The organism is Paralimibaculum aggregatum (assembly GCF_030270585.1).
Classification (GTDB): Bacteria; Pseudomonadota; Alphaproteobacteria; order Rhodobacterales; family Rhodobacteraceae; genus Thermohalobaculum; species Thermohalobaculum aggregatum.
This window is the reverse complement of record NZ_BSYI01000026.1, coordinates 26950-48462: the sequence shown is the minus strand read 5'-3', so window position 1 is coordinate 48462 and position 21513 is coordinate 26950. Positions and strand designations below refer to the sequence as shown.

Genomic DNA, 21513 nt, shown 5'->3' with positions numbered 1-21513 from the left:
GCCGATGCCCGAAACGGACAGCCGCGAGCACCAGCTCACCGCCGAAGAGCTTGCCCGGATCGAGGAGGAGTACGACGAGGCCGGCGCGCTCCGCCCGGTCAGCGCCACCGCCTCGCTGATCCTGCGCGGCGTGGCGATCGCCTTCGCGCTCTATCACTACCTCACCGCCGGCTTCTCGCTGCCCCCCGAGCAGTGGCACATGGGCTGGCACCTCTCCGGGCTCTTCGTGCTGGTCTATGCCTTCTTCCCGGTGTGGCGGCGCGCGGCGAAGGCGCCGGACCGACTGAAGATCGGCGGCATCCCGATCCCGGAGCTCGTGCTGATGGTGCTCGGGATCGCGGCGGCGCTCTATGTCGGCTTCGCCTGGCACGGGCTCCCGCTCCTCGGCATCGAGGAGCAGACCTTCCGCATGGGCAACCCCAACGACTACGACATCGTGTTCGGCTGCATCCTGATCGTGCTGGTGCTCGACATCGCGCGGCGCACGCTCGGCTGGGTGCTGCCGCTGATCATCTGCCTGTTCATGTCCTATGCGCTGTTCGGGCCCTATTTCCCGGGCATCCTGCAGCATCCCGGGGTGAACTTCCGCACCTTCGTCTCCTCGATGTACTTCCCGCAGGAGGGCATCTTCGGGGTGACGCTCTGGGTGGTCTCGACCATCGTGTTCCACTTCGTGCTGTTCGGCGTGATCGCGCAGCGCACCGGGCTCGGCAAGCTGTTCATCGACAACGCGACGATCCTCGCCGGCCGCTATACCGGCGGGCCGGCCAAGGTCTCGGTGGTGTCCTCGGCCTTCTTCGGCACGATCTCGGGCTCCTCGGTGGCCAACACCGTCTCCACCGGCGCGCTGACCATCCCCAACATGAAGCGGCTCGGCTATCCCGGCCATTTCGCCGGCGGCGTCGAGGCCGCGGCCTCGGCCGGCGGGCAGATCACCCCGCCGATCATGGGGGCCGCCGCCTTCATCATGGCGGAGTTCCTCGAGCTGCCCTACACCACCATCGTGATCGCCGCGATCTTCCCGGCCTTCCTGCACTATGTCGGCGTCTTCGCGGTGGTGCACCTGATGGCGCGGCGGCTCGACCTGCGCGGCCTCTCGGCGGAGATGCTGCCACGGTTCCGCGAGGTCTGGGCGCGCGGCTGGGCCAACGTGATCCCGCTCTTCGCGCTGCTGATCGTGCTGTTCTCGGGCTACACGCCCTACATGTCGGCCTTCTGCGGCATCAGCCTCGCGGTGATCGTCGGCGCCGCGCGGCTCTCGGCGCCGCTGACGCTGGCCTATCCGGCGGCCTTCATCGCCTTCGTGCTGTGGAAATACACCGGCGGCGGGTTCGATCTCACCATCACCGCGCTGCTCTGCGGCGGCGCGGTGCTCGGGCTCTTCAACCCGGAGAAGCGGATCGAGACCTCGGGCCTGCTCGAGGCGGTCGAGACCGGCGTCAAATACGCGCTCGCGGTGGGCGCGGCCTCGGCGGCGGTCGGCATCGTGGTGGGGGTGATCAACACCACCGGCATCGGCTTTCGCATCGGCTTCATGGTGACCTCGGGCTCGGCGAGCCTTGCCGAGAGCGTTCACGGCTTCTTCGTCTTCGGCGGCTTCGAGCTCTTCGCGCGCGAGAACCTGCAGCTCTTCATCTCGCTCATCCTGATCGCGGTGTCCTGCATCCTGATGGGTGCCGGGATCCCGACGACGGCGCTCTACATCATGCTGGTCTCGGTGGCGCAGCCGGCGCTGGCGCAGCTCGGCGTGCCGCCGATCGCGAGCCACATGTTCGTGCTCTATTACGGCGTGGTGGCGGAGATCACGCCGCCGGTCTGCACCTCGGCCTATGCGGCGGCGGCGATTGCCAATTCCAACCCGTTCCGCACCGGCATCTCGGCCTTCACCCTCGGCCTCGGCAAGGTGGTGGCGCCGATGGCCTTCGTCTATGCGCCGGTGCTGCTCTTCGTCTCCTCCACCGGCTTCGACGGGGTGGTGTTCGCCTATGCCGCGACCAGCGCGGTGCTGGGGGTGGTGGCGCTCTCGGCGGCGGTGGTGGGCTTCTTCCTGGCGCCGATGAACGCGCTGGAGCGGCTGCTCTGCGCCTTCGCCGGGCTGATCGCCATCGCGCCGAGCTGGCAGTCGGACCTGATCGCGCTGGCCTGCGTGGCGCCGGCGCTGCTCTGGCAGCTGGCGAAGCGGCGGGCGCCGGCCGCGGCGCCCGGCTGAGGCGGGGCCGGCTTCAGCCGGCGGCGAGGGCGAGGCCGCGGGTCTCCCGCGCGATCACCGCCTCCTCGTTGGCCGGCACGATCAGCACCGGCGTCGCGCCCTCGGGCGAGAGGCGCAACGCGTTGGCGGCATTGGCCTCCGGGTCGATGCCGAGCCCGAGCCAGCCGAGCCGCGCCACGATCGCCGCGCGGATCCCGGCGGCGTTCTCCCCCACCCCGCCGGTGAAGACCAGCGCGTCGAGCCCGCCGATGGAGGCGGCGATGGCACCGATCTCCACCACCGCCCGCTCGACATAGACCTCGAGCGCCAGCCGCGCCTCCGGCGCCGCGGAGGCCATCAGCGTGCGCATGTCGTTGGAGATGCCGGAGAGCCCGAGCAGCCCGCTCCGCTTGAACAGCATCTCGCGGATCTCCGCCGGCGCCAGCCCCATCTCCTCGAGCATGAAGAGGATCGCGCCGGGATCGGTGCGGCCCGGCCGCTCGCCCATCACCAGCCCGTCGAGCGGGGTGAAGCCCATGGTGGTGGCCCGGCTCTCGCGCCCGGCCATGCCGCAGAGGCTGGCGCCGTTGCCGAGATGCGCGACGACGATGCGCCCCTCCGCCGCATCGCCCAGGATGCCGGGCAGGCTGGCGGCGATCCACTGGTAGGAGAGGCCGTGGAAGCCATAGCGCCGGACCCCGGCGCGGCGCACCGCCTCGGGCAGCGCGAAGGTCCGGGCGCGCTCGGGGATGGTGGCGTGGAAGGCGGTGTCGAAACAGGCGATCTGCAGCACCGCGGGCCAGACCTCGCCCACCGCGCGGATCGCCGCGATGCCGTGGGGCTGGTGGGTGCGGGCCAGCGGCACGAGCGTCTCGAGCCGTTCGAGCACGCCTTCGTCGATCGCCACCGGCCCGCTGTAGCCGTCGCCGCCATGGACGATGCGATGCCCGGCCGCGGCGATCGGCCCGCCGGCCTGCGCCGCGATCTCGGGCAGCAGCACGCGCAGCGCCGGGGCATGGCCGCGCCCGGCCTCGGCACCCAGCGCCACCGGCTGCTTCGCCCCGCCGGCGGGGCGGATCCAGGCCGCGGCTTCCGGCGCGCCGATGCGCTCGATCAGCGCGGTCAGCCGCGGCTCGGCGGCATGGGCGGCATCGTCGGCCGGGAACACCGCGAGCTTGATGCTCGAGGATCCGGCATTGACGACGAGGATCGTGCCGTCGGTCTTGGCGGTCTCGGCGGTCGGGGCCATGTCGGGTCTCCGGTTCCGGGGGTGCCGGCTCAGCCGAGCCAGAGGACGCCCGCAAGGATGAAGAAGGCGATGAACAGCGTCTCGCCGACGATCAGCACCACGGCCGGGCCGCCGACATCGAGGATCCGCCGCAGCGAGGTCTTCATGCCGACCGCCGCGATCGCCACCAGCAGCGCCCAGCGCGAGACGTCGCTCAGCAGGTCGGCCGCGATCTCCGGCACCAGACCCAGCGAGTTGAGCGTGGCCAGCCCGAGAAACGCCAGCACGAAGGCCGGCACCAGCGGCGGGCGCCTGCTCGGCTCCACCGCCTCGGCCCCGCCGGCGCGGATCGCCAGCGAGAACACCAGCACCACCGGCGCCAGCATCGACACCCGGATCAGCTTGACCAGGGTCGCGGTGTCGCCGGTCTCCTCGCTCACCGAGAAGCCGGCGCCGACCACCTGCGCGACATCGTGGATGGTGCCGCCGAGGAAGACGCCGATGGCGCGCTGGTCGAGGTCGAAGACCTGCACCACGATGGGATAGAGGATCATCGCCACCGTCGAGAGCACGGTGACGCTGAGCACGGTGAAGATCAGGTTGCGCTCGGAATGCTCGTTCTTCGGCAGCACCGCGGCGATGGCCATGGCGGCGGAGGCGCCGCAGATCGCCACCGAGCCGCCGGTGATCAGCGCCAGCCGCCAGCCGCGGCCGAGCAGCCGCGCGCCGACCATGCCGACGAGGATCGTCAGCACCACGCCGACGATCACCAGCGCGATCAGCTCGACGCCGAGCCCCATCAGCAGCTCGACGCTGATCCGCACGCCGAGCAGCGCGACGCCGATCCGCAGCACCGATTTCGCGGTGAACTCGATGCCGGAGACGCAGCGTCCCTCCTCGGCGAGGAAGTGGAAGGCGATGCCGAGCAGCAGCGCCATCAGCATCGCCGGCGCGCCGTAGTGCTCGGAGAGGAACTGCGCGGCGATGCCGATCACCGCCGAGACGAGAAGCCCCGGGCCGATCTCCCTGGCGCGGCGCTTCAGGCGCTCCGTGTCGAAGGCGGACTGGGCGGTTGCAGGCATCGCGGGCTGGCCTCTCGCTTGGGCGTGGCAAGGCGGCCCGCCCCCTGCGGGGGCGGGTCCGGGGTCGTCGGTGCGGCCGCGCCGATCGGCAGCGCGGCCCGGGCGGGGATCAGAGCCGCGGCTGCTGCGGGCGCATGTCCTCGGCCTTGATGCCGGCGATCTCCACCGGCTTCTTCATCGCGTCGCGGCGGAACGGCTCGCCGAGCTCCTGGTTGAGCACGACCTCGAGCAGCGTGGTCACGCCGTCCTCCATCTGCGCGCGGACCGCCTCGCGCAGCGCCGCGGTGGTCTCCTCCATCGAGTGCACCTGCACGCCCTTCAGCCCGCAGGCCTCGGCGACCTTCGCATAGTCGACGCCGAGATTGAGCTCGGTGCCGACGAAGTTGTCGTCGAACCACAGCGTCGAGTTGCGCTTCTCGGCACCCCACTGATAGTTCCGGAATACCACCATCGTGATCGCCGGCCAATCGCCGCGGCCGCAGGCGGTCAGCTCGTTCACCGAGATGCCGAAGGCGCCGTCGCCGGCGAAGCCGATGCAGGGCACGTCCGGGCAGCCGATCTTGGCGCCGAGGATCGAGGGCAGGCCGTAGCCGCAGGGGCCGAAGAGGCCGGGGGCAAGGTATTTCCGGCCCTTCGGGAAGCTCGGATAGGCGTTGCCGATGGCGCAGTTGTTGCCGATATCGGTCGAGATGATCGCGTCCTCGGGCATCGCCGCGGTGATCGCGCGCCAGGCCTGGCGGGGCGACATCCGGTCGGGCTCGCGGCTGCGGGCACGCTCGTTCCAGGTCACGCCCTCGTCGCTGTCATCCTCGTGATCCATCGAGGAGAGCTCCTGCGCCCAGCGCGACTTGGCCTGCGCGACCATGCCGAGGCGCTCGTCGCGGCCGGCATCGCCGGCGGTGTCGGCGAGCTCGGCGAGGATCTGCTCGGCGACCATGCGCGCATCGCCCTGGATGCCCACCGCGACCCGCTTGGTCAGGCCGATGCGGTCGGCGTTGATGTCGACCTGGATGATCTTGGCATCCCTGGGCCAGTACTCGGTCTGGTAGGCCGGCAGCGAGGAGAACGGGTTGAGCCGGGTGCCGAGCGCCAGGATCACGTCGGCCTTGGCGATCATCTCCATGCCGGCCTTGGAGCCGTTGTAGCCGAGCGGGCCGCAATAGAGCGGATGGCCGCCGGGGAAGGCGTCGTTGTGCTGGTAGTTGCAGCAGACCGGCGCGGCGAGGCGCTCGGCCAGCGCGGCGGAGGCCGGGATCGCGCCCGAAAGCACCACGCCCGCGCCGTTGAGCAGCACCGGGAACTTCGCCTCGGAGAGCAGGCGGGCGGCCTCGGCGATGCCGTTGGCCGAGCCGCGCGGGTGCTCGATGTCGACGATCTGCGGCAGCTCGATGTCGATCACCTGGGTCCACATGTCGCGCGGCACGTTGATCTGCGCCGGGGCCGAGCCGCGATGCGCCTTGGTGATGACGCGGTTGAGCACCTCGGCGATGCGGGTCGGGTCGCGCACCTCCTCCTGGTAGCAGACGCAGTCGGCGAACATGCGCATCTGCTGCACTTCCTGGAAGCCGCCCTGGCCGATGGTCTTGTTCGCCGCCTGCGGGGTGACGACGAGCATCGGCGTGTGGTTCCAGTAGGCGGTGATCACCGGCGTCACCATGTTGGTGATGCCCGGGCCGTTCTGCGCGATCGCCATCGACATCTTGCCGGTGGCCCGGGTGTAGCCGTCGGCCGACATGCCGGCATTCACCTCGTGCGCGCAGTCCCAGAACTTGATCCCCGCCTTGGGGAACAGGTCCGAGATCGGCATCATGGCCGAGCCGATGATGCCGAAGGCATGCTCGATGCCGTGCATCTGGAGGACTTTGACGAAGGCCTCTTCCGTCGTCATCTTCATGGCGTTTCCTTTCGATACGATAAGTTTGGGGGAAGGCTCATCGGCCGCGACGGTCCGCGAGGATCATGTCGCTGGCCTTCTCGCCGATCATGATGGCCGGCGCATTGGTGTTGCCGCTGACGATCGCCGGCATGACCGAGGCATCCGCGACGCGCAGGCCGCGCAGCCCGTGCACCCGCAGCCGGTCGTCGACCACCGCCTGCGGATCGGCGCCCATGCGGCAGGTGCTGGTCGGATGATAGATCGTCTGGCTGATGCTGCGGGCCGCCTCGAGGATCTCCTCGTCGGTCTGCGGGTCGGTGTCCGGCACGTGTTCGCGCACGATGAAGGGTTCGAGCGCCCTGGTCTTCGTCATGGCCCGGGCGAACCTGACCGCGCGCACGGCGCAGAGCTGGTCGGCGGTGGCGGAGAGATAGTTCGGCACGATCTTCGGATAGTCGGCCGCCCTCGGGCTCGCGATGTGGATATGCCCGCGGCTCTCCGGGCGGAGCTGGCAGACCGAGGAGGTGATGCCCGGGAAGGGGTGCATCTCGATCCCCGGCTTGTCGGCCGAGAGCGGCTGGAAGTGGAACTGGATGTCCGGCGTTTCCAGCCCCTCCATGGATTTCGCGAAGATCGCCACCTGGCTCGCGCCGAGGCTCATCGGCCCGGTGCGCCGGAGCAGGTATTCGAGGCCGATCCCCATGCGCGGCAGGAAGCGGTTGATGGTGTCGTTCAGCGTCGGCACGTTGACCTCGTAGACGAGGCGGATCTGCAGATGGTCCTGCAGGCACTCGCCCACCCCCGGCAGCTCGTGGCGCAGCGCCACGCCTGCCTGCGCCAGCACATCGCCCCGGCCGATGCCCGAGAGCTCGAGGAGCTGCGGCGAGCCGATCGCCCCGGCGCTGAGGATCACCTCGCCGCCGGGCCGCAGCGTCACGGTCTGCCGGGTGCCGCGCCGGTCGAACGCGACGCCGGTCACCCGGTGCGGATCGTCCTCGGCGAACAGCAGCCGCTCGGTATGCGCATGGGTGACGATCTCGAGATTCTTCCGCCCCTTCGCGGGGTTGAGGAAGGCCCGGGCGCTCGAGCAGCGGAAGCCGCCGCGGGCGGTCTGGTGGAAATAGCCCGCGCCCTCCTGGCTCTCGCCGTTATAGTCCTCGGTGCGCGGCACGCCCATCTCGACGGCGGCGGCGATGAAGGCCTCGGCGATCTCGCTCTTGGCGCGGATGCGGCTGACCGAGAGCCCGCCGCTGCCGCCATGCACCGCGCTCTCGCCGTCCTCGTGGGTCTCCGAGCGCTTGAACAGCGGCAGCACGTCATCCCAGCCCCAGCCGCGGTTCCCGAGCTGCGCCCAGTGGTCGTAGTCCTCGCGCTGGCCGCGCACATAGAGCAGCCCGTTGATCGAGCTCGAGCCGCCCAGCGTCTTGCCGCGCGGCCAGTCCAGCCGGCGCCCGTTGAGCCCGGGATCGGGCTCGGTCTTGTAGCACCAGTCGGTGTTCGGGTTGTGCATCGTCCTGAAATAGCCGACCGGCACATGGATCCACGGATTCAGGTCGCGCCCGCCCGCCTCGAGCAGCACGACCCTGTTCGCAGGGTCCGCGCTCAGCCGATTCGCCAGCACGCATCCGGCCGAACCGGCCCCGACAATCACGAAATCCGCTTCCATCTGCGCCCTTCTCCCGGCCTCCGGGGCCTTGTCCTTTGTGCTTGCAAGATGGACCATACTATGATTTTTTGAGACCGCAAGTCTCATTAATAAACACGTCCATGGGAGGGCGCCAATGACCATCACCAGCAAGCTCAGCCGGATCTCGCGACGGGATCTGTTCCGTCTCACCGGGCAGTACGGCATCAGTTCGACCCTCATCGCGGCGGGCGGACTGGTCGGAACGGCCAGCCTCGGCTCGCTCGCGCGGGCAGCCGAATCGACATACGAGAAGCGCTTTGCCAAGGAGCCGAAGCACACGCTGAAGTTTGGCGCCTCCGGCTTCAACGCGCGCAACCTGCTGATCGAGCGCGCCGGCTGCCTCGAATTCGCGCGCGATCTCGAGGAGCGGACCGAAGGCGAGATCCGCGTCGAGTTCATCGGCGACAACCAGATCTGCGGACAGCTTTCCTGCGTCGAGAAGACCCAGCTCGGCATCGTGGACATCTACGCCGCCTCGACCCAGAACTCGGCCGGCGGCGCCCCCTATCTGAACGTGTTGGACTATGCCTACATGTTCCCGAGCCGGGCTTCACAGTACCACTTCCTCTACAGTCCGGAGAGCCAGCGCATCCTGCGCGACCCGCTGGAGAAGCGGCACGGGCTGAAATTCCTGTTCTCGCATTGCGAGCTGCGCGGCATCCAGCTCGGCCTCGCCTGGCAGGACAAGCCCACCGTGACCAAGATCGAGCAGCTGTTCGGCACCAAGAACCGCGTGACGGGCACCCAGCTCGGCCGCATCGCGATGCAGCAGCTCAACCTCAATCCGGTGCCGGTGGCCTGGGAGGAAACCCTCGACGGCCTCAAGCAGGGCCTGATCGACGGCGCCGAGACCTGGGCCTCCGCGGTGGCCTATGCCAACATGAGCCCGGTGGTGAGCCAGTCGGTGGACCTGAAGTTCTTCTGCGGCACCGAGCACACCTCGATGTCGTCCAAGGTCTTCGACGCGATGGAGCCGCACCTGCAGGATGCGATCATGGAATCGGCCTATCTGGCGCAGGTCCATGTGCAGGCGGCCAACGAGGCGGCACTGGTCAAGACGGTGGGCTTCTCCGATCCGCAGCTGCCGGACACGATCTTCGTGAAGGACAACGTCCGCCCGGCCTTCCTGCCGGATTCGGAGATCCGGATGGCCGAGGAGATGTGCTCGCCCGAGTTCAAGCCCGAGCCCTGGGCCCAGTGGCGCGAGCGCCTCAACAAATGGGCCGGCGGCATCGACACCTATACCGAGATCCACCGCATCGCCCGCGAGATCCCGGCCGACACGCTGCCGGAGAACGTGGAGCCGCGCCGCTGGTGGCGCACCGCCTGACCCGACCGGGACCACGGGCGGCGCAACGCCGCCGCCCGTTCAACGACAAGAACAAGCCGCCGCCACCGGAACAGCCGGCGGAATTGGAGGACGCCCATGAATTCTCTCTTCACCGAGGCGCACTCGGTGGTGACCGCGCTCATGACCAACGACGCTTGGGAGATGAGCGAGGCGCTCACCACCGCCGGTGCCTGGCCGGTCGGCCTGATTGCCATGCTGGGGGCGGCGACGCTGCTGCTGGTGATCTACCGGCTGGTGCCGTGGATTGACCGCAACCTCGAGCGCACGGTCATGGTCTGGACCTATCTGATCATCGCCGGGGTGATCTTCGTCGAGGTGTTCCGGCGGTTCGTGCTGAGCCAGCAGGCGCCCTGGTCCACCACCCTGCCGCCCTTCCTGTTCCTGATCATGACCTGGTTCGGCTGCGCCTATAACGTGCGGCTGCGCACGCATCTGGCGTTCAGCGAGTTCCGCACCAACCTGCCGCGCGGCGGCCAGCTCTTCTGCCTGGTGCTCGACGCGGTGCTCTGGCTCGGCTTCTGCTGGGTGGTGATCGTCACCTCCGTGCGGGTGACCGCCAACTCCGCCTCCAACTTCCAGATCCTGCTCGGCACCGACGACGTGCTGCAGTGGTGGTTCCTGATCTCGGTGCCGATCGCCTTCACGATGATGGCGACGCGGGTGATCGAGAACCTGCTGGAGGATCTCGGCAACTACCGCAACGGCCGCCCGCTGATCGGGCAGGCTGTCATCGGCGCGGACTGAGGGGGCCGCCATGACCGACGGAACCTGGATCACCCTCATCTCGCTCGGCGTCACCGTGCTCTTCATGTTCGGCGTGCCGGTCTTCCTGGTCATCGCCTACTGGGTGCTCGGCAGCAGCTTCGTGCTCGGCATGACGCTCGACAACATCGGCGCGGCGCTGTCGGACGTCTTCACCGACGGGTTCGCGCTGCTGGCGATGCCGCTTTTCATCCTGACCGGCGACCTGATCAACCGCTCCGGCATCGCCCGGCGCCTGTCCGACTTCGCCTATGCCTGCCTCGGCTGGCTGCGCGGCGGGCTCGCCATGGCCTCGCTGGGCGCCTGCGGGCTCTTCGCCGCGATCTCGGGCTCGAACTCGGCCACCACCGCGACCATCGGCTCGATGCTGCATCCGGAGATGACCAAGGGTGGCTACGACGCGCGCTTCTCGGCGGCCACCGCGGCGGCCGGCGGCACGGTGGGCATCATCATCCCGCCCTCGATCATCTTCATCGTCTACGGCTTCCTGATGAACCTGCCGATCTCGGACCTCTTCGTGGCCGGCATCATCCCGGGCACGCTGATGGTCGGCGGCATGATGCTGACCTGCTGGGTCATCTGCATGGTCAACGGCTGGGGCCACCTGATCCCGCTGCAGATGTCGCGCGTGGGCAAGACCGCGGTCGGCGCCTGGCTCGGCTTCTTCGCCATCGGGCTGGTGCTCTGGGGGATCTACACCGGCAAGTTCTCGCCGACCGAGGCAGCCGGCGTGACAGTCGGCTTCTGCCTCATCGTCGGGCTGGTCTCGCTGCCGCTGTACCGGCTGATGGGCCTGCAGGGGCAGGACCGCCCGGTGGCCGAGAAGCGCTATCGCGAGATGCTGGTGGTGGAGGGCTTCAGCCTGACCGAGATCCCCTCGATCACCATGCGCTCAGCGCAGATCACCGGCATCCTGGCGCCGCTGATCGCGATCTCGGTGGTGATGCAGCAGATCCTCTCGCTGCTCGGCGCGCAGGAGGTGATCGGCGAGTTCGTGCGCGGCATGGGCGGCTATCACGCGGTGCTGTTCACCTCGATGGCGATCGTCTTCGTTTCGGGCATGATCCTCGAGAGCCTGCCGGTGACGATCATCCTCGCGCCGATCCTCGCGCCGATCGCCCATTCGGTGGGGGTCGAGCCGGTGCATTTCGCGGTGATCTTCCTCGTCGGCGCCTCGATCGGCTTCATCACGCCGCCCTACGGGCTCAACCTCTATGTCGCCAGCGGCGTCACCGGAGTGCCGTATTTCCGGCTGTTGCGGTATATCGTTGCATATTTGGGCGCGCTGCTTGCCGTCTGGATGATCGTCGCGCTCACGCCGGAGCTGTCGACCATGCTGTTGCCGACCAGGTAAGGAGGACGAGATGGACGGAGCCGACAAGGACAAGCCCGACAGCAATGTTCCCACGAACCTCCGTCTGCTGCTCATCCTGGAGCGCATCGCGAAGGTCGGCGTGCCGGTCACGCCGACCGAGATCAACGAGGCCATCGGCCTGCCCAAGCCGACGATCCACCGGCTGTTCGCCACCCTCGAGGCCGAGGGCTTCCTGATGCGCGAGGTCGACGGGCGCTCCTACAGCCCCGGCCGGCGGCTCCGCAATCTCAGCGTCAACGTGCTGTCCTCGCTGCGGGTGCGCACCGCGCGCCTCGCGGTGCTGGGCGCGCTCGCCGAGGAGATCGGCGAGACCTGCAACATCGCCGTGCCGGATCGCGAGGCGATGATCTATCTCGACCGGGTCGAGACGAAATGGCCGCTGCGCATCCAGCTGCCGGTCGGCACCGAGGTGCCGTTCTACTGCACCGCCAGCGGCAAGATGTATCTCTCCACGCTCAACGCCACGCATCTCAAGCGCTATCTCGGCGCGGCGCATCTCGCCGCGCGCACCCCCCACACCATCACCGACCGCGAGCGGCTGGCCGCGGAAATCGCCCTCACCCGCGAGCGCGGCCACTCGGAGGATGCGGAGGAGTTCATGGAGGGCATGATCGCCATCGCCATGCCGATCCTCGACGACCAGGAGCGGCTGCTCGCCACGGTCTCCTTCCACGCGCCGACGATGCGGCTCTCGCTGGCGGCGGCGCGCAGCCATGTGCCGCGGCTGCGGCAGGCGGCGGCGGAACTCTCCCACCTCGCCATGCTCTGAGGGCGCAACGAAAAGGGGCGGCGCTCCCGCCGGAACGCCGCCCCCGCAGTCAGCCCGCGCCGGGGATCAGGCGAGATCGAACCGGTCGAGGGTCATCACCTTGTTCCAGGCGGCCACGAAGTCCGTCACGAACTTCTCCTTGGCATCGTCCTGCGCATAGACCTCGGCCTGCGCCCGCAGCTGCGAGTTCGAGCCGAACACCAGGTCGACGCGGGTCGCGGTCCATTTCAGGTCGCCCGACTTGCGATCGCGGCCCTCGAACACGCCGTCCGCATCCGGCTTCGCCTTCCACTCCGTGCCCATGTCGAGCAGGTTGACGAAGAAGTCGTTCGTCAGCTGGCCCGGCCGGTCGGTGAAGACGCCGTGCTGCGCGCCGCCATGGTTGGCGCCGAGCATGCGCAGGCCGCCGACCAGCACCGTCATCTCCGGCGCCGAGAGGGTCAGCAGCTGCGCCCGGTCGACCAGCAGCTCCTCGGCCGAGACGGTGTACTCGGTCTTGAGGTAGTTGCGGAAACCGTCCGCCGCCGGCTCGAGCACCTCGAAGGACTCGACATCGGTCTGCTCCTCGATGGCATCGGTCCGGCCGGGCGCGAAGGGCACTTCCACGGCATGGCCGGCCGCCTTCGCCGCCTGCTCCACCGCGGCGCAGCCGCCGAGCACGATCAGATCCGCGAGCGAGACCTTCTTGCCGCCGGACTGCGCGCCGTTGAACGCGGCCTGGATGCCGCCGAGGGCCTCCAGCACGTTGGCGAGCTGGGCCGGCTGGTTCACCTCCCAGTCCTTCTGCGGGGCGAGGCGGATGCGCGCGCCATTGGCGCCGCCGCGCTTGTCCGAGCCGCGGAAGGTCGCGGCCGAGGCCCAGGCGGTGGAGATCAGCTCGGCGTTCGAGAGGCCCGAGCCGAGAATCTTCTCCTTCAGCGCGGCGATGTCGCCGGCATCGATCAGCGCATGATCGACCGCCGGGAGCGGATCCTGCCAGATCAGGTCCTCCGCCGGCACCTCCTTGCCGAGATAGCGCTGCTTCGGCCCCATGTCGCGATGGGTCAGCTTGAACCAGGCGCGGGCGAAGGCATCGGCGAACTCGTCCGGGTTGGCATGGAAGTGGCGCGAGATCTTCTCGTATTCCGGGTCCATGCGCATCGCCATGTCGGCGGTGGACATCATGATCGGCACCTTCTTGGAGCCGTCCTCGGCATCCGGCGCCATGTCCTCTTCCTTGAGGTCCTTCGGCGTCCACTGCCAGGCGCCGGCCGGGCTCTTGGTCAACTCCCAGTCATAGCCGAACAGCACGTCGAAATAGCTCATGTCCCATTTCGTCGGGGTCGGGGTCCAGGCGCCCTCGAGGCCGCTGGTGATGGTGTCCCGGCCCTTGCCGCTCTTGTAGGTGCTGAGCCAGCCGAGGCCCTGCGCCTCGAGCGGGGCAGACTCCGGCTCCGGCCCGACATGCGCGGCATCGCCGGCGCCGTGGGTCTTGCCGAAGGTGTGCCCGCCGGCGGTCAGCGCCACGGTCTCGTAGTCGTTCATCGCCATGCGCGCGAAGGTCTCGCGGATGTCGCGGCCTGAGGCGACCGGGTCCGGCTTGCCGTCCGGGCCTTCCGGGTTCACGTAGATCAGGCCCATCTGCACCGCGGCCAGCGGGTTCTCGAGGTCACGCTCGCCGGAGTAGCGGCTGTTCGGCTTGTCGCTGGTGGCCAGCCACTCGGTCTCCGAGCCCCAGTAGATGTCCTCCTCGGGCTCCCAGATGTCCTCGCGCCCGCCGCCGAAGCCGAAGGTCTTGCCGCCCATCGATTCGATGGCGCAGTTGCCGGCGAGGATCAGCAGGTCGGCCCAGGAGATCCGGTTGCCGTATTTCTGCTTCACCGGCCAGAGCAGCCGGCGCGCCTTGTCGAGGTTGCCGTTGTCCGGCCAGCTGTTCAGCGGCGCGAAGCGCTGGCTGCCCGAGCCCGCGCCGCCGCGGCCGTCGGCGGTGCGGTAGGTGCCGGCACTGTGCCAGGCCATGCGGATGAAGAACGGCCCGTAGTGCCCGTAATCCGCAGGCCACCAGTCCTGGCTCTCGGTCATCAGGGCATAGAGATCCTTCTTCACCGCATCGAGGTCGAGCTTCTCGAACTCCTCGGCATAGTTGAACGCCTTGCCCAGCGGGTCGATCGAGGGCGGGTTCTGGTGCAGGATCTTCAGGTTCAGCTGGTTCGGCCACCAGTCACGAATCGAGCGGGTGCCGAAATTCGTGTGCATGACCGGGCATTTGCCGGTGCTCGGTGCGTCGTTTCCGTCCATTCTTCTCTCCCGTTGTCCTTGTGCGTTTCGCATGGGCGCACCGGCGCTGGCGCCTGGAGGGCCGCGGCGGCGGCGCAGCCTCTCGCAGGTGGGCCCGCTACCGGATCCGGGCGCACTCTAACAAAGGCGAGCGATTAGGCCAGCTTGAATCTCCTGATCGCTGCGATAAGGTCGCCTTATGATAAACTTCACCTTCAAGCAGCTCCGCTATTTCGAGGCTCTGGCCCGGCACGGGCATTTCGGACGGGCGGCGGAGGATTGCGCGATCTCGCAGCCCGCGCTCTCCATGCAGATCAAGGAGCTCGAGGAGGCGCTCGGCACCCCCCTCTTCGAGCGCAGCGCCCGGCAGGTGCGGCTCACCGGCTTCGGCGAGACCTTCGCGGTGCGGGTGCGGGAGATCCTGCGCGCGCTCGACGAGCTCGGCGAGCTGGCCCGGGCCTCGCGCGACGGGCTGGTCGGCCGCCTGCGGATCGGCGTGATCCCGACCATCGCGCCCTATCTGCTGCCGAGGATCATCGGCGATCTCTCGCGGGCCCATGCGGGGCTCGACCTGCGCGTGCGCGAGACCCTGACCGCCCGGCTGATCCAGGAGCTGGCCGAGGGCCGGCTCGACACCGCCATCGTCGCCCTGCCCGTCTCCGAGCCCTCGCTGACCGAGGTGCGCCTGTTCTCCGAGGATTTCGTCCTGGTCCGGCCCAGCGCCGATGCCGGCAAGCCGGTGCCGAATCGCGAGACCCTCCGCGAGATGCGCCTGCTGCTGCTCGAGGAGGGGCACTGCTTCCGCGATCAGGCGCTGTCCTTCTGCAAGCTGCAATCGGCGCTGCCGCGCGAGCTGCTCGATGGCAGCTCCCTCTCGACGCTGGTGCAGATGGTCGGCGCCGGCATCGGGGTCACGCTGATCCCGGAGATGGCGATGCCGGTCGAGCTGCGCTCGGCCCCGGTCTCGGTGGCGCGGTTCAACAGCCCGCGGCCGACGCGCACCATCGGCATGGTCTGGCGCAAGACCAGCCCGCTCGCCGAGCAGCTCCTGCAGATCGCCGAGATCGTGCGCGGGGCCGCCGAGACGCTCCGCCGGCAGCAGGGCATCCTGACGGCCTGATCCGCGCCGGCCGCGGGGTGCCGATCCGGGCCGGCCGGATTTGATGCAGCGCAATGCGGCCCCTCCGTGCCTCGCCTAACCGGCAGACAGAGGCAGCGCGAGGGAGCATCAATGACCGGATTCGCATCTGCGGTCGCGGACCGCCCGACCGCCCCAGCCCCGGAGCGCGAGGACGGGCTCACCCCCGCCGAGGCCGCCTCCCGGCTGGCCCGCCACGGCCGCAACCGCCTGCCCGAGCCGGCGCCGCCGGGCCCGCTCGCGCTCTTCGTGCGGCAGTTCCTCAATCCGTTCATCTACATCCTCGGCATCGCCGCGGTCGCCGCCCTCGCGGTTGGCCAGCTGCCGAGCGCGGTCTTCATCGTCGCCGTGCTGCTGCTGAACGCGCTGATCGGCGCGGTGCAGGAAAACTCGGCGCACCGCTCGGCCTCGGCGCTCCGCCAGATGATCCGCGGACACGCCACCGTGGTGCGCGGCGGCATGCCGATCCGGATCGACAGCGAGGAGGTGGTGCCCGGCGATCTCGTGCTGCTCGCCTCGGGCGACCGGGTGCCCGCCGATCTCCGGCTGCTCGACGCGCAGGGACTGGCGGTGGACGAATCGATGCTGACCGGGGAATCGCTCGCCGTCACCAAGGCCGCCGCGACCCGCTCGGCCGAGGAAGCCCCGCTGTCCGAGCGCCACGACGTCTGCTTCGCCGGCTCCACGGTCACGCATGGGCGCGGCCGGGGCGAGGTGCTCGCCACCGGGCTCGAGACACAGATCGGCGGCATCGCCCGCAGCCTCGGCAGCGCCCGCCTCTCCGAGCCGCCGCTGATGATCCGCATCCGGCAGTTCACCTGGCAGGTGGCGGCGGCGATCGGCATCGCCATCGCGGCGCTGGCCGGGCTGATGGGTCTGGTCGGCGGCTATCTCCCGCAGGAGATGGCGATGATGGCGATCGGGCTCGCGGTCTCCACCATTCCGGAGGGGCTGCCGGCGGCGCTGACCGTGGCGCTGGCGATCGGGATGCGGCGCATGTCAGCCAGCAACGTGGTGATCCGCAAGCTCGTCGCGGTGGAGGCGCTCGGCTCCTGCACCTTCATCTGCTCCGACAAGACCGGCACGCTGACGGTGAACGAGCTGACCATCGCCCGCGCCGTGCTGCCCGGCGGCACCGCCTTCGACGTCACCGGCGCGGGGGTGCGGCCCGGCGGCGCGGTGCTGGGCGAGCGCACCGAGCGGCTGCGCGCGCTGGCGATCGCGGGGGCGCTGGCGAACGAGAGCCATCTCGACTATTCCGGCGGGGACTGGGTCAGCGAGGGCGACATCGTCGACGTCGCCTTCCTCGTCTTCGCCAAGAAGCTCGGGCTCTCGCTCTCGGCGCTGCGGGCCGAGCAGCGGCGCCTCGCGCTGATCCCCTACGAATCCGAGCGGGCCTTCAGCGCCAGCCTGGACCGCCGCGCCGATGGCGCCGTGCTGCACGCCAAGGGCAGCCCGGAGAAGATGCTGGCACTCTGCACCGCGATGGAGACCGCCGCCGGCACCGTGCCGATCGACCGCGCGGCGATCGCCCGGCAGTTCGAGGCCCTGGCTGGCGAGGGCTACCGCATCATCGCGCTGGCGCGGCGCGAGGGCCTGGGCGCGGCGGAGCACCTCGCCGAGGAGGCACTCGGCGGCATGACCTTCCTCGGCATGGTCGCGATGATCGACCCGCTGCGTCCGGAGGCCCGCGCCGCGGTGGCGCAGGCACGGCGCGGCGGCATCGGCGTCGCGATGGTGACGGGCGACCACCCGGCGACGGCCCGCGCGATTGCCGCCGACCTGGAGCTGATCGACGGCGACGGGCCGGTGGTGACCGGCCCGATGATCCGCGCCGCCGAGCCCGGCGGCGAGGCGGCGCTCGATGCGCTGATCCAGCCGGCACGGGTCTTCGCCCGCATCGAGCCGCGCCAGAAGGTGACCATCGTCGAGAGCTTCCTGCGCGCCGGCCATTTCGTCGCCGTCACCGGCGACGGGGTCAACGATGCGCCGGCGATGCGGCGCGCCAATGTCGGCGTCGCGATGGGCCGCGGCGGCACCGATGTGGCGCGCGACGCCGCCGACCTGATCCTGACCGACGACAACTTCGCCTCGATCATCGCCGGCATCGAGCAGGGCCGCGTCGTCTACAACAACATCCGCAAGGTTGTGGCGCTGTTGATCGCCACCGGGTTCTCGGCGCTGCTGCTCTTCTTCCTCACGGTGCTTGCCGGGCTGCCGATGCCGCTGACGGCGGTGCAGCTGCTCTGGCTCAATCTGGTGGCCAACGGGCTGCAGGATGTCGCCCTCGCCTTCGAGCCGCGCGAGGGCGGCGAGCTGGACCGGCGGCCGCGGCGGCCGGACGAGCCGATCTTCGAGGCCCGGGTGCTGCGCCATGTGCTGCTGGCCGGCACGGTGATGGGGCTGCTGGCCTTCGGCCTCTACGCCGCGCTCATCTGGAGCGGGCATGCGCCGGAGGCCGCCCGCAACCTCACGCTCATGCTGATGGTGCTGTTCGGGAACCTGCACGCGCTTTCCAGCCGGTCGGAGACGCGCTCGGTCTTCGCGATGCCGCTGGCGCGCAACCCGTTCCTGGCGCTCGCGGTGCCGGCGGCGCAGCTGCTGCATGTCGGGGCGATGTATGTGCCCGGCCTGTCGGGCGTGCTGGAGATCGCGCCGATCTCCCTCGCCGAATGGGCCGGGCTGCTCTGCCTCGCCGCCGTCCTGCTCGGCGTCGAGGAGGCGGCGAAGGCGCTCGAGCGGCGCCGCGCCGGCCCGGTCAGTCGACCAGGCCCGGCAGCCAGAGGGTGAAGCCCGGCACCAGCGCGAGGAAGGCGAGGACGAAGAGATCGACGACGACGAACCACGCCACGCCGCGGAAGATCGTGGTCAGGGAGACCCGGTCGCCCAGCGCGCCCTTGATGATGTAGACATTGAGCCCCACCGGCGGCGTCAGCAGCCCGATCTCCAGCAGCTTCACCAGGATGATGCCGAACCAGACGAGGTCGAGCCCCGCCTCGCGCGCCATCGGCAGGATGATCGGCATGGTCAGCAGCAGGATGCCGATGCTGTCGAGGAAGCAGCCGAGGATCAGGTAGAGCAGCGACACCGCGAGGATCACCATCAGCGGCGAGCTGCCCCATTCGATGAAGGTGTCGGCGACATAGGTCGGCACGCCCGAAAGCGCCATGAACCGCCCGAGCAGCGAGGTGCCGACGACCACCATGAAGATGCTCGCGGTGCTGATCAGCGTCTGGCGGAACCCCGCGCCGAGCACCCGCCGGGTCAGCGTGCCCTTGAGCGCCGCCACCGCGATCGCCAGCGCGGCGCCGACCGCGCCGGCCTCGGTGGGGGTGAACACGCCGAGGAAGATCCCGAGCAGCACCCCGAGGATGATCACCGGCAGCGCCCAGGTGTCGCGCAGCCCGGCGATCAGCTCGGCCCGGGTGAAATCGCTCTCGACCTTCGGCGCCAGTGCCGGCGTCCTCAGCACGCGCAGCACGATCATCGTGGTGAAGGCGAAGGCGGTCAGGATCCCCGGCAGCACGCCGGCGGCGAAGAGCTTGGCCACCGAGACCTCGGCGAGATAGCCATAGAGCACCATGAGGATCGAGGGCGGGATCAGCGAGCCGAGCGTGCCCGCCGCCGCGATCACCCCGGTGGCCAGGCCGGGGTCGTAGCGATAGCGCAGCATCTCGGGCGTCGCGATCCGCGCGAAGGCCGACGAGGTGGCCACCGAGGAGCCCGAGGCCGCGGCGAGCACCGCGCTCGCGCCGACGCTGGCCACCGCGAGCCCGCCGGGCAGCCAGCTCAGCGCCAGCCGCATGGTGCGGAAGACGCCGGCCGAGAGCCCCGCCTCCGAGGCGATGAACCCCATCAGCAGGAACATCGGGATCGCCGTCAGGTTCCAGTCGCCGACGAAGTTGAAGGGGATCGCCGTGATGATCCCCCAGGCCGCCCGCATGTTGAGAAGCACGGCGATGCCGATGAAACTCACCAGCCCCAGCGCAACGCCGATCTGCACCCGCAGCAGCAGCAGGAACACCCCGGCGCCGAGGCCGAGAAATCCGATCGCGACATTGTCCATACCGGACCCCTTCTCAGATATGGCCTTCGGTCGGATCCGCCGGGTCGGGCGAGAAATCCGGGTCGATCGCGGCATGAACCGCATGGCGGAGGGAGACGAGGCAGATCGCCGCGAAGCCGATCGGCAGAACGAACTTCGCCGGCCAGATGAGCACGTAGACATTGCCCATCATCATCTCGTCCTTGGCCATCGCCTTCATCGCGTCGAACCAGGTCTGCCGGGCGAGGATCGCGAAGAAGGCGACGCAGACCGCATAGCCGAGCACCAGCACGGCGCGCTGCAGCCAGCCGGGCATCAGGCGCCACAGCAGGTCGACCTCGATGTTCTCGTGCTGCCACTCGACATAGGCCAGCGGCAGGAACACCACGAGCACCATGTGGTAGACCGAGATCACCTCGAGATTGCCCGGGATCGGGCGCCGCCAGAAATTGTCGGCGACGACGTCGGCCACGGTCTGGATCATCATGAGCGCGAGCCCCAGCCCCGCGAGGAACATCAGCCCCCGCGCGAGCAGCAGCAGCGCCCTGTCGACAAGTGCGGCCATCGTCGTCGCCTCCCTGTGGTCAGCCTCTGGTCAGCCTGTCAGGTCCCGCTCAGAGCCCGTAGGCCGAGGCGTCGACCTTGTCGTAGACCTCGGCCTTGAAGAGCGCGGCGATCGCGTCGTAGTCGTCCGCAGGGACGTCTTTCAGCAGGCCTTCCCATTTCTCGTAGGTCTCGCGGAAGCGGCTGGCGAGGCCTGCCGGGTCCTCGGCGCCGAGCTTCTCGCCGGTGGCGACCGCCATCTCCGCGACCTCGTTGGCGACGAAGTCCCTGAGGCTGTTCGCCAGATCGTCGGCCGGCTCGGTCACCGCGACACCATGCGCATCGGCCTCGGCCAGCGCCTCGTCCGAGGTCGCGAAATAGGCCGCGACCAGGTGCACGATGTTCGACGGCATGGCATCGAGCAGCATCCGCCGCTCGGCATCGGTCAGGTCGGCCCAGGCATCCTGCGCCATGGCGTATTCCCAGCCGGCGAAATAGGGGCCGAAACCGAGCAGCGTGGTGTGCTTGGCGACGTCCCAGAGCGAGCGCGACTTGAGATCGTTGGCGGCGTTGATGGCGCAGTCGAGCTGGCCCTTCTCGAGCCCGGAGAACATCTCCGAGGACGGCACGTTGACCGGCACCGCACCGACGCTCTCGGCCCAGGCGGCGTGGACCGGGCTCGGCATCCGCAGCTTCTTGCCCGCCACCTGCTCGAGGGTGCGGACCTCCTCGGCGCACATCATCACGTATTGCGGCGTGGCATAGGAGCCGAGGAAGACGATGCCGAGGCGCTCGAACATCGCCTGCATCGCCGGGTCGTTGATGTAGAACTCCGCCACCGCGAGTGCCGTGGCCATGCTGTTGGGCAGGCCGATGGCGAGCGCGGCCAGGGTGTTGTCCTCCGGCAGGTCCGAGGGGGTGTAGGTGCCGGCATGATAGGTCATCTGCACGATGCCGTCGGTCAGCCCGGAGAGATGCGCCACCGGCGGCAGCAGCGAGGTGCCGGTATAGAGCTTGAGGGTGAGGTCGCCGCCCGAGGTCTCCTCCAGCGTCTTGGCCAGCTCCATGTAGCCGTCGCGGGTCAGCGGATGGGTGTCCGGGAACCAGACGGAGGCGGTGATCTCCGTCGCGGCGGCGGGCAGCGCAACGCCCATGGCGGAGGCCAGAAGCAGGGCCTTGGTCGAAAGCTTGGTCATGATCGTCTCCCAGTTGG

The 21513-nt window shown here is 69.4% G+C and carries 15 protein-coding genes; 7 read left to right on the top strand and 8 right to left on the bottom strand.

What is annotated here, in order from left to right:
* Positions 1–4: 4 nt before the first annotated feature.
* Complete coding sequence (locus QSJ97_RS15640) at positions 5–2209, top strand: TRAP transporter permease (RefSeq protein WP_285672784.1); 2205 nt, start codon at positions 5–7, stop codon at positions 2207–2209.
* Between the two features lie 13 nt (positions 2210–2222).
* Here the strand turns inward: QSJ97_RS15640 and QSJ97_RS15635 are convergent, their stop codons facing one another.
* The 4 genes from QSJ97_RS15635 to QSJ97_RS15620 form a co-directional block, all read right to left on the bottom strand.
* Positions 2223–3437 carry an acetate/propionate family kinase gene (locus QSJ97_RS15635; protein ID WP_285672782.1) on the bottom strand — a complete coding sequence of 405 codons (1215 nt, stop codon included), beginning with the start codon at positions 3435–3437 and terminating at the stop codon, positions 2223–2225.
* Between the two features lie 29 nt (positions 3438–3466).
* Positions 3467–4498 (bottom strand): YeiH family protein, encoded by a 1032-nt coding sequence (locus QSJ97_RS15630; RefSeq protein ID WP_285672780.1) that lies wholly within the window; start codon positions 4496–4498, stop codon positions 3467–3469.
* A gap of 109 nt (positions 4499–4607) precedes the next feature.
* Entirely contained in the window at positions 4608–6392 is a 1785-nt protein-coding gene (gene xsc / locus QSJ97_RS15625; protein WP_285672779.1) for a sulfoacetaldehyde acetyltransferase, read from the bottom strand.
* A 37-nt stretch (positions 6393–6429) separates the two neighbouring features.
* Positions 6430–8040, bottom strand: a complete 1611-nt coding sequence (locus QSJ97_RS15620) for a GMC family oxidoreductase (protein WP_285672778.1) — start codon at positions 8038–8040, stop codon at positions 6430–6432.
* Between the two features lie 115 nt (positions 8041–8155).
* On the opposite strand from QSJ97_RS15620, the gene QSJ97_RS15615 reads away from it, so the two are divergent.
* The 4 genes from QSJ97_RS15615 to QSJ97_RS15600 all read left to right on the top strand — a co-directional run bounded on the left by QSJ97_RS15615 (position 8156) and on the right by QSJ97_RS15600 (position 12318).
* Entirely contained in the window at positions 8156–9391 is a 1236-nt protein-coding gene (locus QSJ97_RS15615; RefSeq protein ID WP_285672775.1) for a TRAP transporter substrate-binding protein, read from the top strand.
* A 96-nt stretch (positions 9392–9487) separates the two neighbouring features.
* The gene (locus QSJ97_RS15610; protein ID WP_285672773.1) at positions 9488–10156 is read left to right on the top strand and encodes a TRAP transporter small permease; all 669 of its coding nucleotides are present in this window, start codon (positions 9488–9490) and stop codon (positions 10154–10156) included.
* Positions 10157–10166: 10 nt separating this feature from the next.
* Positions 10167–11528 (top strand): TRAP transporter large permease, encoded by a 1362-nt coding sequence (locus tag QSJ97_RS15605; RefSeq protein ID WP_285672771.1) that lies wholly within the window; start codon positions 10167–10169, stop codon positions 11526–11528.
* A gap of 10 nt (positions 11529–11538) precedes the next feature.
* A complete protein-coding gene (locus QSJ97_RS15600) occupies positions 11539–12318 on the top strand; it encodes an IclR family transcriptional regulator (protein WP_285672769.1) in 780 nt (259 codons plus the stop codon).
* Positions 12319–12384: 66 nt separating this feature from the next.
* Here QSJ97_RS15600 and katG read toward each other — a convergent pair whose 3' ends face one another.
* On the bottom strand, positions 12385–14595 hold the full coding sequence (gene katG / locus QSJ97_RS15595) for a catalase/peroxidase HPI (protein WP_285672767.1): 2211 nt from the start codon (positions 14593–14595) through the stop codon (positions 12385–12387).
* A gap of 178 nt (positions 14596–14773) precedes the next feature.
* Here katG and QSJ97_RS15590 point away from each other — a divergent pair, with 178 nt between their 5' ends.
* Positions 14774–15694 carry a hydrogen peroxide-inducible genes activator gene (locus QSJ97_RS15590; RefSeq protein ID WP_285672766.1) on the top strand — a complete coding sequence of 307 codons (921 nt, stop codon included), beginning with the start codon at positions 14774–14776 and terminating at the stop codon, positions 15692–15694.
* Positions 15695–15805: 111 nt separating this feature from the next.
* Positions 15806–18502, top strand: coding sequence for a cation-translocating P-type ATPase (locus QSJ97_RS15585; RefSeq protein WP_285672765.1), 2697 nt, complete (start codon positions 15806–15808; stop codon positions 18500–18502).
* Here the strand turns inward: QSJ97_RS15585 and QSJ97_RS15580 are convergent.
* From QSJ97_RS15580 to QSJ97_RS15570, 3 genes are read right to left on the bottom strand one after another with little or no spacing between them, the layout of a single operon-like run.
* The gene (locus QSJ97_RS15580) at positions 18471–19778 is read right to left on the bottom strand and encodes a TRAP transporter large permease (protein ID WP_285672764.1); all 1308 of its coding nucleotides are present in this window, start codon (positions 19776–19778) and stop codon (positions 18471–18473) included. The two genes, QSJ97_RS15585 and QSJ97_RS15580, sit on opposite strands and share 32 nt — an antisense overlap.
* Positions 19779–19791: 13 nt before the next feature.
* On the bottom strand, positions 19792–20322 hold the full coding sequence (locus QSJ97_RS15575) for a TRAP transporter small permease (protein ID WP_285672763.1): 531 nt from the start codon (positions 20320–20322) through the stop codon (positions 19792–19794).
* A gap of 49 nt (positions 20323–20371) precedes the next feature.
* A complete protein-coding gene (locus QSJ97_RS15570; RefSeq protein ID WP_285672762.1) occupies positions 20372–21496 on the bottom strand; it encodes a C4-dicarboxylate TRAP transporter substrate-binding protein in 1125 nt (374 codons plus the stop codon).
* Positions 21497–21513: the final 17 nt, after the last annotated feature.